This window comes from Streptomyces sp. NPDC048106 (genome assembly GCF_040706415.1).
Taxonomy (GTDB): Bacteria; Actinomycetota; Actinomycetes; order Streptomycetales; family Streptomycetaceae; genus Streptomyces.
Genome location: NZ_JBEZND010000029.1, coordinates 31,625 through 47,412 on the forward strand (window position 1 = coordinate 31,625; position 15,788 = coordinate 47,412).

The 15,788-nt window shown below is 74.3% G+C and carries 13 protein-coding genes; 4 read left to right on the plus strand and 9 right to left on the minus strand.

The window, feature by feature from the left end:
* The first annotated feature begins 1 nt into the window (after position 1).
* The gene (locus AB0927_RS26595) at positions 2-3,601 is read left to right on the plus strand and encodes a DUF5682 family protein (RefSeq protein ID WP_366670235.1); all 3,600 of its coding nucleotides are present in this window, start codon (positions 2-4) and stop codon (positions 3,599-3,601) included.
* Complete coding sequence (locus AB0927_RS26600; RefSeq protein ID WP_366670236.1) at positions 3,598-5,313, plus strand: hypothetical protein; 1,716 nt, start codon at positions 3,598-3,600, stop codon at positions 5,311-5,313. Before AB0927_RS26595 ends, AB0927_RS26600 begins: the two co-directional genes overlap by 4 nt.
* Positions 5,314-5,374: 61 nt before the next feature.
* Here AB0927_RS26600 and dmpG read toward each other — a convergent pair whose 3' ends face one another.
* The 3 genes from dmpG to AB0927_RS26615 are packed head-to-tail and all read right to left on the minus strand — an operon-like array spanning position 5,375 to position 8,160.
* Positions 5,375-6,385 carry a 4-hydroxy-2-oxovalerate aldolase gene (dmpG, locus tag AB0927_RS26605; protein WP_366670237.1) on the minus strand — a complete coding sequence of 337 codons (1,011 nt, stop codon included), beginning with the start codon at positions 6,383-6,385 and terminating at the stop codon, positions 5,375-5,377.
* A complete protein-coding gene (locus AB0927_RS26610) occupies positions 6,382-7,344 on the minus strand; it encodes an acetaldehyde dehydrogenase (acetylating) (RefSeq protein ID WP_366670238.1) in 963 nt (320 codons plus the stop codon). The genes dmpG and AB0927_RS26610 overlap by 4 nt, the downstream gene beginning before the upstream one ends.
* A 9-nt stretch (positions 7,345-7,353) precedes the next feature.
* A complete protein-coding gene (locus AB0927_RS26615) occupies positions 7,354-8,160 on the minus strand; it encodes a fumarylacetoacetate hydrolase family protein (protein ID WP_366670239.1) in 807 nt (268 codons plus the stop codon).
* 70 nt (positions 8,161-8,230) lie between these two features.
* Between AB0927_RS26615 and AB0927_RS26620 the strand changes: the two genes are divergently transcribed.
* The gene (locus tag AB0927_RS26620) at positions 8,231-8,980 is read left to right on the plus strand and encodes an IclR family transcriptional regulator (RefSeq protein WP_366670240.1); all 750 of its coding nucleotides are present in this window, start codon (positions 8,231-8,233) and stop codon (positions 8,978-8,980) included.
* A 63-nt stretch (positions 8,981-9,043) separates the two neighbouring features.
* Here AB0927_RS26620 and AB0927_RS26625 read toward each other — a convergent pair whose 3' ends face one another.
* Genes AB0927_RS26625 through AB0927_RS26640 form a run of 4 tightly spaced genes read right to left on the minus strand, consistent with a single transcriptional unit; the run spans position 9,044 to position 13,065 of the window.
* Entirely contained in the window at positions 9,044-10,327 is a 1,284-nt protein-coding gene (locus AB0927_RS26625; protein WP_366670241.1) for an FAD-dependent oxidoreductase, read from the minus strand.
* Positions 10,328-10,358: 31 nt separating this feature from the next.
* Positions 10,359-11,078 (minus strand): maleylpyruvate isomerase family mycothiol-dependent enzyme, encoded by a 720-nt coding sequence (locus tag AB0927_RS26630; protein ID WP_366670242.1) that lies wholly within the window; start codon positions 11,076-11,078, stop codon positions 10,359-10,361.
* The gene (locus tag AB0927_RS26635) at positions 11,075-11,902 is read right to left on the minus strand and encodes a fumarylacetoacetate hydrolase family protein (RefSeq protein WP_366670243.1); all 828 of its coding nucleotides are present in this window, start codon (positions 11,900-11,902) and stop codon (positions 11,075-11,077) included. Before AB0927_RS26635 ends, AB0927_RS26630 begins: the two co-directional genes overlap by 4 nt.
* A gap of 2 nt (positions 11,903-11,904) precedes the next feature.
* Entirely contained in the window at positions 11,905-13,065 is a 1,161-nt protein-coding gene (locus AB0927_RS26640) for a cupin domain-containing protein (RefSeq protein WP_366670244.1), read from the minus strand.
* 75 nt (positions 13,066-13,140) lie between these two features.
* Here AB0927_RS26640 and AB0927_RS26645 point away from each other — a divergent pair, with 75 nt between their 5' ends.
* Positions 13,141-13,920 carry an IclR family transcriptional regulator gene (locus tag AB0927_RS26645; protein WP_366670245.1) on the plus strand — a complete coding sequence of 260 codons (780 nt, stop codon included), beginning with the start codon at positions 13,141-13,143 and terminating at the stop codon, positions 13,918-13,920.
* 75 nt (positions 13,921-13,995) lie between these two features.
* On the opposite strand, the gene AB0927_RS26650 is transcribed toward AB0927_RS26645, so the two are convergent.
* Both AB0927_RS26650 and AB0927_RS26655 read right to left on the minus strand, forming a co-directional pair.
* On the minus strand, positions 13,996-14,841 hold the full coding sequence (locus tag AB0927_RS26650) for an alpha/beta hydrolase (protein WP_366670246.1): 846 nt from the start codon (positions 14,839-14,841) through the stop codon (positions 13,996-13,998).
* Complete coding sequence (locus AB0927_RS26655; protein WP_366670247.1) at positions 14,841-15,773, minus strand: VOC family protein; 933 nt, start codon at positions 15,771-15,773, stop codon at positions 14,841-14,843. Before AB0927_RS26655 ends, AB0927_RS26650 begins: the two co-directional genes overlap by 1 nt.
* Between the last annotated feature and the right edge of the window lie 15 nt (positions 15,774-15,788).

Here is a 15,788-nt window from a genome sequence, read left to right on the forward strand (position 1 = left end):
CGTGCCGTACGAGACTCCGGACGCGGCCGTCGCCGCCCTGACCGACCCGGCGGCGCCCTACCTCATCGGCGTGCGCCACCACGCGCCCTCGCTGGCCGCGGCCGTGCCCGACCTGCTGGACGCGGCCGCGCCGGACGTGGTCCTGGTGGAGCTCCCCGCGGAGCTGGAGGAGTGGCTGCCCTGGCTCGCCCACGAGGACACCCGGGCCCCGGTCGCGCTCGCCGCCGCCCCGGCGACCGGGGCGGGCGGTCCGGCGTTCTACCCCTTCGCCGACTTCTCCCCCGAACTGGCGGCGGTCCGGTGGGCGGCGCGGCGCGGGATACCGGTGCTCGCGTGCGATCTGCCGTTGGCGGACCGGGCGTGGTCGGGGTCGCCGGAGGAGGACGAGCTGCCGGAGGAGCGCGCCCGCCCCGAAACGCCGGAGGGCCGGCTCGGGCTCGCCTCGGCGCTGCGCGAGCGCCTCACCGGGCGCCCGGGAGACGACCTGTGGGACCGGCTGGTCGAGGCCGCCGCGCCCGGTTCGCCGCCGGAGGCCCTGCGGCGGGCCGCGTTGCTGACGGGGTGGGCGCTGCGCCGGGAGGCGGTGGCGTCCGGCGGTGTGCCGGCGCTGGACCTGCGGCGTGAGCGGTGGATGCGGGCGTGTCTGGCCAGGGCCACGGCGCGCGGACAGCGGGCGGCGGTCGTGGTCGGCGCGTTCCACGCCCCGGCGCTGCTCGCTCCCGCGGACGGCGCCGCCGGGGACAGCGGCACCACGGCCGAGGAGCCCCCGGTGCCCGTCCCGGCCTGGACCACCTCCCTCATCCCGTACACCTACACCCTGCTGGACGCGCGGTCCGGCTACCCGGCCGGGATCCGCGACCCGGAGTGGCAGCACATGGTGCTGGACGCGGCCGGCGATCCGACGGCCCTGGAGGACGCGCTGGTCAGGGCCGCCGTACGGATCTGCGCCGCGCTGCGTGCGCTGGGGCATCCGTCCGGGCCCGCCGACGCGCGGGAGATCACGCGGCTCGCCGGGGACCTGGCCCGCCTGCGGGGGCTGCCCGCGGCGGGCCGGGGGGAACTGGTCGAGGCGGTGCAGACGGTGCTGGCCCAGGGCGAGCCGTACGGCCGCGGGCGCGCCGTGGCGAGGGCGATGGAGAAGGTCCTCGTCGGGACACGTACCGGCCGGCCCGCACCGGACGCGCCGCGCAGCGGACTGGCCCCGGCGGTGGAGGAGGAACTGGCCGCGCTGAACCTGCCCGGACCCACGGACCCGGCCCCCGGCACCGCCCGGGACCTGCGTCTCGACCCGCTCCGCTCCGACCTGGACCGGCGCCGCGAACTCCTGCTGCGCCGACTCGCGGTGTGCTCGGTGCCGTACGCCGAGCCGAGGGCGGTGACCGGCACGGGCGGCGCCGACGCGCTGACCTCGCGCTGGGAGGTGCGGTGGACCCCGGCCACGGCGGCCATGCTGACCGTGGCCGGCATCCGCGGGGTCACCCCGGCCCAGGCCGCCGAGGGGGTGCTGCGGGAGCGGCGGCGCCAGGAGCGGGACGAGGGCGGCCCCACGGCCGCGCAGGCCCTGCGGGGCCTGGAGGAGGCGGCGGAGTGCGGCCTTTCCGCCCTCGCCGACGAGCGCCTCGCCGAGACCGCCGAGGTTCTCCCGGACACCGCCACCCTCCCCGAACTCCTCGCCGGGCTGGCGCTGTCGGACCGGGTGCGGGCCGGGCACATCGCCGGGCTCGGGGCGGACGAGGAGCGTGCGGGGCGGGCGGCGGCCGTCGCGGGGACGCTGACCGCCGCCGCGGTACGGCAGCTCGACGGGCTCACCGGTTCCGAGGACCCGGCCGACGCCCGCGCCCTGCTGGAACTCGCCCAGCGCGCCGACCGGTCGGGCGGCATCCGGCTCGCCGACGCGCTGGCCCGGCTGGCGGCCGACGGTGCACCGCTGATGCGCGGCGCCGCCGGGGCCGTACGGGTGCTGCTGGGGCAGGAGGAGGCGCAGGCGTTCGGCGACCGGGTGGCCTCCTGGGTGGACGGGGCCGGGGACCCGGAGTCCCGTTCGGCGCTCACCGCCCGCCTGACCGGTCTGCTGACCGCGGCCGGTCCGCTGCTCGAATCGGCGGCGCCCGCGCTGGCACCGCTGCTGGGCCGGGTGTCGGAGCTGTCCGACCGTGACTTCCTCGACCGGCTCCCGGCCCTGCGCGGCGGCTTCGACACCCTCAGCCCGGCCGCGCGCGAACGGCTCCTTGCCGCCGTCGGGGAACGCCTGGACGGCGAACACCCCGCCGACACCGGTGACCTCGACCCCGTGGCCCTGGCCCGCTGGACCCGGGCCGACCTGGCGGCCCGCGAGGCGCTGGCCGCGCTGGGCCTGCTGCCAGCCGGCCGGTCCGCCGGGGACGGCCCGGCCGAGGACCCCGCGGACCGCATCACCGCCGCCATCGAGCCTCCAGCTCCGCCCACGGCCGACCCCGGCCCTGCCCCGACCCTCGCCCCCACCTCCACCTCCCCCCACCACCTCTCCCCCGCCGACCGCTGGCGTCTCCTGCTGGGGCGCCAGAGCAGCCGGCTCGCCGTCTCCGCCCGCCCCTTGGCGACCGCGCTCGACGAGCTGTACGGCAGCGGGCGCGGCGAGGGCAGCCGGGGCGACATGAGGGAGCCGGGGCGCGCCGGGCGCGAGGCGTCGTACCCCGGTGCACGGGAGTGGTCGCAGGAGCTGGCCGCGCTGTTCGGGCCGGGCATCCGGGAGGAGGTGCTGGCGGCCGCGGCCGCCGCGGGCCGGCGGGACGTGCTCACGGAGCTGGACCCGGACGCCGTACGGCCCTCCGTCGACCTGCTGCGCTCGGTGCTGCGGCACGCGGGCGGACTGCCGGAGGCCCGGCTGGCGGCGCTGCGTCCGCTGGTGCGCCGGCTGGTCGAGGCGCTGACCCGGCAGTTGGCCACCCGGCTGCGTCCCGCGCTGCACGGCACCGTCCTGCCCCGGCCCAGCCGGCGCCCCGGCGGCGGCCTGGATCTGCCCCGCACCCTGCGGGCGAACCTGGCCACCGCCCGCCGGAGGCCGGACGGCACGGTCCTCGTCGTCCCCGAACACCCCGTGTTCCGCAGCCGTGCCCGGCGCGCGGCCGACTGGCGGCTGGTCCTGGTCACCGACGTGTCCGGGTCGATGGAGGCGTCCACCATCTGGGCGGCGCTCACGGCCTCGGTGCTGGCCGGGGTGCCCACGCTGTCCACGCACTTCCTGGCGTTCTCCACCGAGGTGATGGATCTGACCGACCATGTCGAGGATCCGCTGTCGCTGCTGCTGGAGGTCCGGGTCGGCGGTGGCACCCACATCGCGGCCGGGCTGCGCCACGCGCGCGAACTGGTCACGGTGCCCTCGCGCACCCTCGTCGTGGTCGTCAGCGACTTCGAGGAGGGCTATCCGCTCGGCGGGCTGCTCGCCGAGGTCCGCGCCCTGGTCGGCGCCGGCTGCCATGTGCTCGGCTGCGCGAGCCTCGACGACTCCGGTCGCCCGCGCTACTCGACCGGTGTCGCGGGCCAGTTGGTCGCCGCGGGCATGCCGGTGGCCGCCCTCAGTCCGCTCGAACTCGCCCGCTGGGTAGGGGAGAAGATCGCATGAGCCCGCAACTGCCCCCGGTCGCCCCGGCCGTGACCGCCGAACTCGTCGCGGCGCTCTCACCCCGGTTGCGCAAACGCCTCGACTCCGGGATCGCCAAGCTGGCGGACCGGCCCGTGGCCCGCGAGGGCGACGTCGTCCGTATCGCCGTGGACGACGACACGGACCTCGAACTGCACGCTCCGGACGGTGCGGTGAGGGCGGCGGACGCCGTCCGCTGCGGCTGTCTGCTGGCCCCGGACTGCCTGCACCGCGCCGCGGCCGCCTCCCTGGCCCCGGTCGCGGAGGATGCCGGCTCCCCTGCTCCACAGGGCGGTTCGGAAGAGGAACAGCCGGCGGAGGCGGCCGTACCCGCCGAGACGGCCACGCCGGAGCAGCGCGCCGCCGCCCGCGCCGTGCAACTCGCCGCGTCCGCCGTGCTGGAGGCCGGTACGGACGGGGCGGGCGCCGTGCTCCAGGCGGAGTTGCTGCGGGCCGCGCACACCGCGCGGCTCGCGGGCCTGCACCGGGCCGCGGCCCTGGCCGTCTCCGTGGTCACGGCACTGCGCGCGGCCCGCGCGGCGGATCCGGCGTACCGCCTGGACGATCTCGTGGACGGTCTGTACGACGTCCTGTCCGTGGCCCACCGCCTCCCGAGCGCCTCGGGAACGGAGCTGGCCGCCCTGCGCGGCACCGCACGACAGCCCTACCGACCGGACGGGTCACTGCGTCTGTACGGTCTCTTCTCCGAACCGGTGCTCGCGGCGAGCGGCTACGCGGGCGCGGTGACCTGGACCGCCGACGCGGAGGGCCGGCTGTACCAGGTGTCCGACGTGGCCCCGGGCGGCGCCGGGCGGGCGGTGGGCGCGGCGGACCGGGCCGTACGGATCGGCGACACCGCGCTGACCCACCGGGAACTGGCCCGCGCCGGCCTCGCGGTGTCGGGCGCCACCGTCTCCCCCACGGGCCGGCTCGGGGCGGGCGCGGGGGTGCGGGCCGTACGGGCCCCCGGTGCCGGCTGGCACGAGGACCCGGTGGCCCGGCTCTGGGCGGAGCCGGTGTCCGAGCAGGTCTCCCGCGCCCTGACCGGCGGCCATGACCTGCTGTTCCTGGACGTCACCCTCACCGGCAGGGCGGCGGAGGCGGCGGGCGACTGTCTCCTCGCCGACTACGCCGGCGTGAGCCTGCGGCTGACGGCGGCACACGATGATCCCGCGCTCCCCCACCGCGACAACCTGCGCCTGCTGTCCGCCGCCCGCGGCACCCGGCTCCGGGTCGTGGCCCGCCTCGTGGCGGCCCCGCACCCCCGGGCCCAGTTGCTCGCCGCCGAGCACCCGACCGGGGCCGGCGCCCGCCTCGACATCGGCCTGGACCGTCTCCAGGGCGCCGACCTGCCCGCCGCGCCCGTGGCCCCGGCCCGCTCGGCGCCCGTCCCCGACGAGGCACCGGTCCATCTGCTGCGCCGCCGCGTCCACCAGACGGTCTCGGGCGGCCGCGCCGTCCTCGCCGTTCCCGGTGACACCCGCGCCGACGCCCGGCGCCTGGGCCGGTCCGGGCTCTCCACGGCGGCCGACCTGCTCACCGGTCTCTGTTCCGCCGCGGCGGACCGGGGCCATGACGTCTTCGGCCGGCTCCGGCCCGCCGACGCCGACCGCTTCGCCCGCGCCTGGCTGACCGCCGCCCACTACACCGCAGAGCTGGACCGCGCGCTGTGCCTGGCCGCCTGGGCGTCCTGACCGCGCTGCCGGCGGGGCGGGGCGACGGCGCCGGCCGTGCCCCGCCCGCCCGTGGCGGACCTCAGCTGGCGGCCGCCAGACCGAGGGCGATGTCGACGATCATGTCCTCCTGGCCGCCGACCAGCCGTCGCCGGCCGCATTCCATCAGGATGTCGCGCACGTCGACCTCGTACCGCTGCGCGGCGGCCTCCGCGTGCCGCAGGAAGCTGGAGTAGACGCCCGCGTAGCCCAGCGTGAGGGTCTCGCGGTCGACCCGGACCGGGCGGTCCTGGAGCGGACGGACGATGTCGTCGGCGGCGTCCTGCAACCGGAACAGGTCGCAGTTGTGCTTGAAGCCCGAGAGGTTCGCGACGGCGATGAAGGCCTCGATGGGGCAGTTGCCCGCGCCCGCTCCGTGTCCGGCGAGCGAGGCGTCGACGCGGTAGACGCCGTTCTCGACCGCGACCACCGAGTTGGCGACGGAGAGCGAGAGGTTCTCGTGGGCGTGGATGCCGATCTCGGTCGCCGGGTCCAGGACGTCGCGGTAGGCGCGGACCCGGGCGGCGACGTCGTTCATCGTGAGCCGGCCGCCGGAGTCGGTGACGTAGACGCACTGGGCGCCGTAGGACTCCATCAGCTTGGCCTGTGCCGCGAGCTGTCCGGGCTCGGCCATGTGGGAGAGCATCAGGAAGCCGGAGACGTCCATGCCCAGCTCCCGGGCGGCGGCGATGTGCTGCGCGGAGATGTCGGCCTCGGTGCAGTGGGTGGCCACCCGCACCGAGCGGACGCCGAGGTCGTAGGCGTGCCTCAGCTCGTCGATGGTGCCCACGCCCGGCAGCAGCAGCGTGGTGAGGCGGGCGTCGCGCAGGACCGAGGCTGCGGCCTCGATCCACTCCCAGTCGGTGTTCGAGCCGGGGCCGTAGTTGAGCGAGCTGCCGGCGAGGCCGTCGCCGTGGGCGACCTCGATCGCGTCGACGCCGGCGTCCTCCAGGGCCACGACGATGCGCTTGACGTCCTCGGGCGTGATGCGGTGCCGCACGGCGTGCATTCCGTCGCGGAGGGTGACGTCCTGGACGAAGATCGGGGTGCTCACTTGGCGGCCTCCTTCGCGGCGGCGATCTTCTCGGCCATCTGCACGGCGGCCGAGGTCATGATGTCGAGGTTTCCGGCGTACGCCGGGAGGTACATGCCCGCGCCCTCGACCTTGAGGAAGACCGACACCTGGTGGGTCGGCCGGGCGGTCGCGCCCTCCGCCAGCAGGGTCTCGACCGGCTGGTCGGCCGGGATCCCGGTGATCTGGACGTCCTGGACCATCCGGTAGCCCGGCACGTACGCCGAGACCTCGGCGACCATCTTCCGGACCGACTCGGTGATCTGCGCCTTCGCGGTCTCGCCGTCCTCGCCCTCGGGCAGGGTGACCAGCGCGAAGACGGTGTCCCGCATCATCAGCGGCGGCTCGGCCGGGTTGAGGATGATGATGGCCTTGCCCCGCTGGGCGCCGCCGACCTGCACGATCGCCGAGGAGGTCGTCTCGGTGAACTCGTCGATGTTGGCCCGGGTGCCGGGGCCGGCCGACTTGGAGGCGATCGAGGCGACGATCTCCGCGTACGCCACCGGGACGACCCGGCTGATCGCGGCCACGACCGGGATCGTGGCCTGGCCGCCGCAGGTGACCATGTTGACGTTCGGCGCGTCGACGTGTTCTTCGAGGTTGACCGCCGGGATGACGTACGGACCGATCGCGGCCGGAGTCAGGTCGATCATGCGGATGCCGAGCGGGCGCAGCTTCGCGTCGTTGTACGTGTGCGCACCGGCCGACGTGGCGTCGAAGACGATGCCGATCTCGTCGATCTGCGGCGACTTCAGCAGCCCGTCCACGCCCTCGGCGGTGGTCTCGAAGCCGAGGCGGGCGGCGCGGGCCAGCCCGTCGGAGGCGGGGTCGATGCCGACCATGACCCCCATTTCGAGGTGCTGCGCGTTGCGCATGATCTTGATCATCAGGTCGGTTCCGATGTTGCCGGACCCGATGATGGCGACCTTGGTCTTGCTCATCGTCGTTCCTTACGCGGAGAAGGTGACCGACACCGTGCCGAGGCCGGTGACGGTGGCGTGGACGGCGGCGCCCGGCGCCACGGGACGCATCGGGCCGAGGGCACCGGAGAGGACGACCTGGCCCGCGCGGAGCGGCTCGCCCAGTTCGCGGGCCTGGCGGGCGAGCCAGACGACGGCGTTGACCGGGTCGCCGAGGCAGGCGGCGCCGCTGCCGGTGGAGACGGTCTCGCCGTCGACGGTCATGGCCATCTCCGCGGCGACGGGGTCGAACCCGCTGAGCGGGACGCGCTGGGTGCCGAGGACGTAGCCGCCGGCCGAGGCGTTGTCGGCGACCGTGTCACCGAAGCTGATGTCCCAGCCGGCCACCCGGCTGCCGCAGACCTCGATCGCGGCCACGGCGTGGTCGATGGCCGCGCGCACCTGGGCGGCGTCGAGCGACCCCTCGGCCAGGTCGGCGCCGAGCACGAAGGCGATCTCGGCCTCCACCCGCGGCTGGAGGATCGCGTCGGCCGGCACGGCCGAGCCGTCGGCGTACTCCATGTCGTCGAAGAGGAAGCCGAAGTCGGGCTGGCCGACGCCGAGCTGCTGCTGCACGGCCGTGGAGGTGAGGCCGATCTTCCGGCCGACGACCGTGGCACCGGCCTCGATCCGCTCGGCGGTGAGCAGCCGCTGCACGGCGTACGCGGCCTCGACGTCGTCGCGTCCGATCAGGTCGCGCACGGGGGCGGCGGGGGTGCCGGTGGCGGCGGCCGTGCGGAGCCGGGCCGCGGCGGCGGCGATGCTGTCGGTGCCGACAGCGGCGTGGTTCTGGGACATGCCGTCCAATCTGCGGCATGGGGCGGGCGGGCTCCATGAGAGCGTTCCACTCAGCGGTACGCTCTTTTCCATGGAGGACAGCAACACCGTCCTGGGCAAGGCACTGGCGATCCTGCGCGCGTTCGGCCCGGCCGATTCCGTGCTGCCGCTCGCCGAGCTGGTGCGGCGTACCGGTCTGGCGAAGGGCACCGTCCACCGCGTCGCGGGGGACCTGGTCCACCACCGGCTGCTCGACCGGACCGACCACGGCTACCGGCTCTCCGGGGGCCTCTTCGAGCTGGGTCTGCGGGCCGCCACCGAACGCACCCTGCTGGAGCTGGCGATGCCGTTCCTGCAGGATCTGTACGAACGCACCCACGAAACGGTGCACCTCGGCGTGCTGGAGGGCCGGGAGGTCGTCTACCTCGCCAAGATCGGCGGGCATCGCCAGGCCAAGGCGCCCTCCCGCACCGGTGGGCGGATGCCGGTCCACTGCACGGCGATCGGCAAGGTGCTGCTGGCGCACGCCGGGGAGGACGAGCAGGCCGCGGTGCTGACCGCCCCGCTCGAACGCCGGACGCCGCACACGGTGATCGCCCCGGGCCTGTTGCGCCGGCAGCTCGTGAACGCGGTCGAGACCGGCGTCGCCTACGAGATCGAGGAGTCGACGCCGGGCCTGCTCTGCGTCGCCGCGCCGGTCCTCGCCCCCGACGGCCGGACAGCGGTCGCCGCCATCAGTGTGACCGGCCCGGTCGGGCGTTTCCGCCCCGAGTCCCATGCGAACGCCGTGCGCGCCGCGGCCACGGCCCTCGGCTCCACCCTCGCCCGCCGGCGCCCCTGAAAACGCCGTGGCCGGGTGTGACGCATCGCGTCACACCCGGCCACGGCGCACGAGGCGCGGGGGTCAGGCCGCCAGCTCCTCGACGGGCGCCGAGGAGAGCGGGATCGGCGTGAACATCTCGGGCTCCTCGTCCGGCGTCAGCGCGGTCGGGCCGTACACCCAGTCGGTGAAGGCGTAGTCGTAGGTGTCGCGCGCCCGCATGATCGCGTTGCGCCGGAGCCGGGCCTCCCCGTCGAGGTGCCACAGCTCGCCCCAGGCGCGGGCCGTCGTCTGCACCCGGCGGCAGTGCTCCACCCGGACCGCCTCGTAGGCGGCCAGCGCGCCGTCCCACTCCGGCTCGGCGCCCGCCGGGGCGGCCTCGGCCAGCCGGGCGTAGTGCCGGGCGAGCACCCAGCCGTCCTCGATCGCCATGATCGCGCCCTGCGCCATGTACTGGAGCGGCGGGTGGGCGGCGTCGCCGAGCAGGACGATCCGGCCGTGCACCCAGGTCTCGATCGGGTCGCGGTCGAACATCCGCCACCAGCGGTCCCGCCACATCAGCGGGATGCCCTTGTCCACCGTGTCACAGCTGCCCTCGAAGGCCGCGTCCAGCTCGTCCGGGGTGCCCCAGTCCTCCTGGCCGGCGATGGCCTTGGGCGACTCGAACACGGCGACCTGGTTGAACATCTCGCCGCCGCGCAGGGCGTACTGGACGAAGTGGCGGTGGGGACCGACGTAGACGGTGACGTCCTTCTCCGCGATGCCGTTGTCCTTGACCTGCTCCATCGGGACGGCCGCGCGGTAGGCCACGTAGGAGGAGCTGACCACGTCGTCGCCGATGAGCTGACGGCGCGCCACGGAGTGCAGTCCGTCGGCGGCGACGACCAGCGGGGCGGACTCGACCCGTCCGTCCTTGAGGAGGACCCGGGCACCGCCCGCGGTGTTCTCGTAGCCGACGACGACCTGGTTGTTCAGCAGCTCCACACCGGCGCGCTCGCAGGCGCGCAGGAAGATGCCGTGCAGGTCGCTGCGGTGGATGACCATGTACGGGAAGCCGTAGCGGCGTTCGAGGTCGCGCAGGTCGAGCCGGGTCAGCACCTGGGAGTCCAGCGCGTCCCGCATCACCATGTTCTCCGGGACCACGCCCAGCGACTTGGCCTCGTCCAGCAGGCCGTACTCGGCGAGGATGCGGGTGCAGTTGGGCGCGATCTGCAGGCCGGCGCCGACCTCGCCGTACTCCGGGGCCTGTTCGAGGACGCGTACCCGCAGTCCCTGGCGGGAGAGGGCGTAGGCGGTGCTGAGGCCGCCGATGCCGCCGCCGACCACCAGGACGTCGGGCTGTCCGGCAGAGGTGGGTTCAGTGTTCATGTGCTGTTCCTTCGGTGGGGCAGGCCCCGGATCAGAGCCAGGCACCCAGCGCGGGGACGGGTGAGCCGTCCGCGGTGCGCAGGTCGGCGTGCCGTCCGGTGAGGTAGGCCGCGATGTCGTGCAGTTCGCCGGTGACCGGGACGGGCTCGCCGTCGCCCGGCAGTTCCCAGGTGGCGCCGGTGGCCGGTACCCGCAGGGTCACGGCCGGGCCGGGGGCCGCGGCGCGCTTGCCGGTGACGTCGTCGCACAGGGCGGCGAGGAAGTCGGCCGGCAGGTCGGCGAAGGAGACGCCGGTCAGCAGGTCGACGGCGTGGACGCACACCTCGCGGGAGCGCATCCAGGGCAGTTCGGTGGCGGGGACGGTCCGGCCCTGGGCGGTGACGACCTCGTGCCGCCACTGCTCCTCGCCCAGCTCGTCCATCCGCGCCTCCAGCGCGTCCGCGGAGCGGCGCAGCCAGGCGGTCAGCCGGCCGGCCGGCAGGGCGCGGCCGCGTTCGATGCCGGCGGCGCGCTCCTCGGGCGAGGCGTACATCGGGGTGGGCTCGCCGGTGGCGGCCCAGTGCACCAGGTTGCACAGCGCCTCGGCGTTGGCGGCGACATGCGCGGCGACGTGCGCACGGGTCCAGCCGGGCAGCGCGCTGGGCGCGGCGTAGCCGGCGTCGTCGAGCCCGTTGACGGCCTCGGAGACCAGCTCGGCGCCGATCAGGGCCCACCGACGGGCGTCGGCGAAGGCGCGGGTGGTGCTCGTCACGCCTCGACCACCTTGTTGACGCAGGCCCCGAGGCCGGCGATCTCGGTGACCACGGTCTGGCCGGGGAGCAGGAAGACCTTGGGGTCGCGGGCGTTGCCGACGCCGGCCGGGGTGCCGGTGGCGATGATGTCGCCCGGCCGCAGGGTGATGACGGTGGAGATGTAGCGCACCAGGAAGACCGGGTCGAAGAGCAGCGTGCCGGTGTCGTCCTGCTGCATGACCTGGCCGTCGACGACGGTGCGGACCTGGAGGGCGGGGCGGACGCCGCCGACCTCGTCGGGGGTGACGACGTACGGGCCGACCGGGGTGGTCGCCTCCCAGATCTTGCCCTGGGTCCACTCGATGGTGCGGAACTGCCAGTCGCGCACCGAGATGTCATTCATGACGGTGAAGCCGGCGATGGCGTCGGCGGCCTGCTGCTCGTCGGCGCGGCGCACCTGCTTGCCGACCACGACGGCCAGCTCGACCTCCCAGTCGAACGCGTCGGTCTCGGCCGGCTTGACGATGTCGTCGCCCGCGCCCAGCAGGGTCTCGGCGAACTTCGGGAACAGGGTCGGGTAGCTCGGCAGCTCCCGGCCCATCTCCTTGATGTGGTTGGTGTAGTTGTGGCCGACGCAGACCACCTTGGACGGGCTGGGGACGACCGGCGCGAAGTCCGCGCCCTCGACCGGGTAGGTGGTGCCGGAGGCGGCGGCGGCCTTGGCCTGCCAGTCGGCCTCGGCGAACAGCTCGCCCAGGTCGGCGTAGCCGAGGTCGACGTGGACCTCGCCGTCGAGGCGGACCGCCCGGGTGCCGGCGGCGGTGCGGATGGTGGCGAGCTTCATGGTCAGGCGTCCTTCTGGGTGCGGTTGAGCTTGAGCGCCTCGAAGACGGGCGCGTCGGAGAAGCGGAAGAGGTCGAGGGCCCCGGAGTCGGAGTCGGTCCCGCCGGCCTCGGACCTGGCGGAGAACGGCTCCCAGGACGGGACGACGAACAGGTCGCCGCGGCCGACCGTCCAGGACTTCTCCCCGACGGTCACCACGCCGGAGCCGTCGAAGACCTGGTAGACGGAGGAGCCGGTCTCGCGCACCGGCGCGGTCTCGGCGCCGCGGGCCACGCGGTGGAACTCGGCGCGGATGGTCGGCAGCACGTCGGAGCCGTCGTGCGGGTTGGTGTACCGCACCGCCGCGTGACCGGGCTCGACGGTGCCGCCGTAGCCCTCCCTCTCCAGCAGTAGCTGGTCGCGCAGGGCGGCGTCGGTGTACTCCCACTTGTAGGAGAGCAGCGGGCTGCCCGGGGTGGCCGGGGCGGCGGACAGCGGGCGCAGGCCCGGGTGGGCCCACAGGCGCTCGGAGCGCGACCGCCGGGGGGTGATCCGCTCGGCGTCGCCGATCTCGTCGCGGCCGAACTCGAAGAACTGCGCCTCGGTGACGTACTGGAACGGGATGTCCAGGCCGTCGATCCAGGCCATCGGCTCGGAGGTGGCGTTGTGGTGGGCGTGCCAGTTCCAGCCGGCCTGCGGGAGGAAGTCGCCGCGGTTCATCGGCACCGCGTCGCCGCCGACGACGGTCCACACGCCCGAACCCTCGACGACGAAGCGGAAGGCGTGCTGGGTGTGGCGGTGCTCGGGGGCGTCCTCACCGGGCATCAGGTACTGGATGGCCGCCCACAGCGTGGGGGTGGCGAACGGCCGCCCGTTCAGGGAGGGGTTGGCCAGCGCGATGGCGCGGCGCTCGCCGCCGCGGCCGACCGGGACGAGGTCGCCGGCCCGGGCGGCCAGCTCCCGCAGTCGCTCCCAGCGCCACAGGTGCGGTACGGCGCGCGACCGGGGGTGGGCCGGCATCAGGTCGCCGATCTCGGTCCACAGCGGGACGAGCAGCTCGTTCTCGAAGCCCCGGTACAGCTCTTCGAGCGCCGGGGTGACCTCGGGCTGCCCCTCCGCGGCGACGGCGTTCAGCCGCACCGGGGAGCCCGAGGTGGTGTCGTGGGCGAGGGAGGAGTGAGTCACAGGCGCTAGCGTGCGCCGTTTCTCCATGAAGAACATGTAGATTCTGTACAGCAGAACAAGCACGGGAAGCAGACCATGGACAAGCCGCTCAAGACCCCGCCGCCCTACCCCATCGCCAGCGTGGACCACGCGCTGCGGGCCGCGACCATCCTGCAGTTGGAGGGCGGCGCGAGCGTGTCGCAGATCGCCGAACGGCTGGGCGTCGCGAGGTCGACCGCGCACCGGATCCTGGCGATGCTGGTGTACCGGGACTTCGCCGTCCAGGGCGAGGACCGCGTCTACCGGGCGGGCCCGGTGCTGGAACTCGCCTCGCACTCCCAGTCCCTGGTCTCACGGCTGCGGGCGGCGGCCCTCCCGCATCTCCAGCGGGTCGTCGACCTGCTGGACGAGACCGCGAACCTGATCGTGCGCACCGGGGACACGGTGCGGTTCATCGCCAGCGTCGAGTGCCGGCAGGCCCTGCGGGTCGGCTCCCGGGAGGGCATGGTGTTCCCGGCCCACCGCACCACGGCGGGGCTGCTGCTGCTCGCCGAACTCTCCGACCAGGAGCTGGCCGAGGTGTACGCCGCCGAGCCGTCCCAGGAGCGTCCGTCCGACCGCCCGGATCCCGACCGGCTGCGGGCGGAGCTGCGGCGGATGCGGCGCAACGGCTTCGCCGTCAACCGGGGGCGGTCCGAACGCGGTCTCGTCGCCGTCGGCGTGCCGGTGCGCGACCAGGACGGCACCGCGCTGGCCGGTCTGTCGGTGTCGCTGCCCAGCGTGCGTTACGACCCGCACCGCCTGCGGTCCCTGGTCGCCACCCTGGAGGCGGCGGCGCACGCCCTGGAGCAGGACCTCGCCGACGAGGGCCCCTGAACAGGCGGACGGGCCTGTACGACACCGCCGCGTCGGCGGCGGTGTCACACAGGCCCGTCCACGCCGGCCCGTCGCTCAGTTGTTGGCGACGAAGTCGGTGACCAGCCGGTTGAACTCGTCGGCGTGCTCGATCATCGCCCAGTGGCCGCAGTGGTTGAGCACCACCAGGCGGCTGTTCGGGATGTTCGCCAGCAGGAACAGCGAGTTCTCGTAGGAGACGACACGGTCGTCGCGGCCGTGGATCAGCAGGGTCGGCACCTGGATCTTCGGCAGCAGCTCCGGCTCGACCCACTTGGGCAGCGGGGCACCCTTGGGCATGCCCTCGACGTAGTTGCGCAGGTGCTCGGGGCGGGCGAGCGCGGCGTCCGAACGGGCCTGGCACAGCTCGGGAGTGGCGAACCGGGCCTTGTCGAAGACCATGATCTCGACCAGCCGGCGCATGTTCTCCGGGCTGGCGTCGCGGTAGGCCTCGATCAGGACCTTCAGGCCCTCGGACGGGCCGTCGCCGGCGCCGAACAGGGTCGGCCGGATACCGACCGGCGGGCCCATGGTGACCAGGTGGGAGATCCGCTCGGGGTGCTCGGTGGCGAGGCGGAGCGAGGTCTGGCCGCCCATCGAGTTGCCGACGAAGGCGGCCTTGTCGATGCCGAGGGCGTCCATGAACTGGACCGCGGTCTCGACGTGGTCGAGCTGGTCGACAGTGGCGGCGTCCGACTCGCCCCAGCCGGGCATGTCGACCGCGTACACGTGGAAGTGCTCGGCCAGGGCCTCGATGTTGCCCGCGAAGTTGCTCCAGCCGGTGGCGCCGGGGCCGCTGCCGTGCAGCAGGATGACCGGGTGCCCGGAGCCCGCCTCGTAGTAGCGGAGCTTGAAGTCGGCGAGTTCGACGGTGCGGGCGATGTCCTGCGGGTCGAGGGTCATCAGTGGTTCTCCTCCATCGGGTTGGGCGGGGCGGCGAGCAGGCCGGCGACGACGCCCGGAGGGCGGTGGCCCCAGCTGTGCAGCCGGTCGAGCGTCCTCACCTCCCAGGTCTCGTCGTCGATGATCAGCCCGCCCCAGCCGTACTCGATGCTGAAGCCGGACGGCGTGAGGACGTAGAAGCTGAACATGTGGTCGTTGGGGTGCATGCCGAGCGTCATCTCGAACGGCTGCTTGGCGTCCATGCACCGGTCGTAGGCCAGGCCGACGTCGCGGATGTCGGTGACCTCGACCATGAAGTGGTGGGTCTTCTTCGGCGACGGCATGTCGCCGAAGGCGACGGTGTGGTGGCGGCCGTTGCAGTGCAGGAAGATCAGGTCCGCGACGATCCCGGGGGCGAGTTCCTCGACGATGATGTCGCTGATCCTGAAGCCGAGCAGGTCCATGTAGAAGCCCAGGTAGGTCTCCCGGGAGACGCCGTGGGTCATCAGGACCTGGTGGCCCGCGCCGCCGGCGCCGGTCACGAAGCCGCCGAGCAGCGACGCGGACTCGAACGGCGTGGCGGCGTCGGCCAGGCCGTTGACCAGCTCGACCCGGTTGCCCATGGGGTCGGCGGTGACGAAGATCCGGTCGACCTTGCGGGCGGCGGCGAGCGTCGCGTCGCCCTCGGTGACCTCGATGCCGGCCGCGCGCAGTTTCCCGACCAGCGCGTCGAGCGCGTCCGCGCCCTCCACCTCGTAGCCGGTGGCGACCAGGTCGTCGGCCGGGCCCTCGGTGACGATCCAGCGGTGGGCCTTCTCGTCGGTGCGCAGCGTGAGCCCGTTCGCGGTCTTCTCGCCGAGCTGCATGCCGAGCAGGGTCACGCCGAAGTGCTCCCAGTCGGCGAGGCTGCTCACCTCGTAGACGACGTATCCGAGTTCCTTGACTCCAGACAAGTCCTTCTCCTTCTT

Bases quoted from the DNA above. Each gene is read 5' to 3' on its own strand.
- AB0927_RS26625 (WP_366670241.1), bottom strand. From the start codon at position 10,327: ATGAACACTGAACCCACCTCTGCCGGACAGCCCGACGTCCTGGTGGTC.
- AB0927_RS26650 (WP_366670246.1), bottom strand. From the start codon at position 14,841: ATGACCCTCGACCCGCAGGACATCGCCCGCACCGTCGAACTCGCCGAC.
- AB0927_RS26635 (WP_366670243.1), bottom strand. From the start codon at position 11,902: ATGAAGCTCGCCACCATCCGCACCGCCGCCGGCACCCGGGCGGTCCGC.
- AB0927_RS26620 (WP_366670240.1), top strand. From the start codon at position 8,231: ATGGAGGACAGCAACACCGTCCTGGGCAAGGCACTGGCGATCCTGCGC.
- AB0927_RS26645 (WP_366670245.1), top strand. From the start codon at position 13,141: ATGGACAAGCCGCTCAAGACCCCGCCGCCCTACCCCATCGCCAGCGTG.
- AB0927_RS26600 (WP_366670236.1), top strand. From the start codon at position 3,598: ATGAGCCCGCAACTGCCCCCGGTCGCCCCGGCCGTGACCGCCGAACTC.
- AB0927_RS26610 (WP_366670238.1), bottom strand. From the start codon at position 7,344: ATGAGCAAGACCAAGGTCGCCATCATCGGGTCCGGCAACATCGGAACC.
- AB0927_RS26615 (WP_366670239.1), bottom strand. From the start codon at position 8,160: ATGTCCCAGAACCACGCCGCTGTCGGCACCGACAGCATCGCCGCCGCC.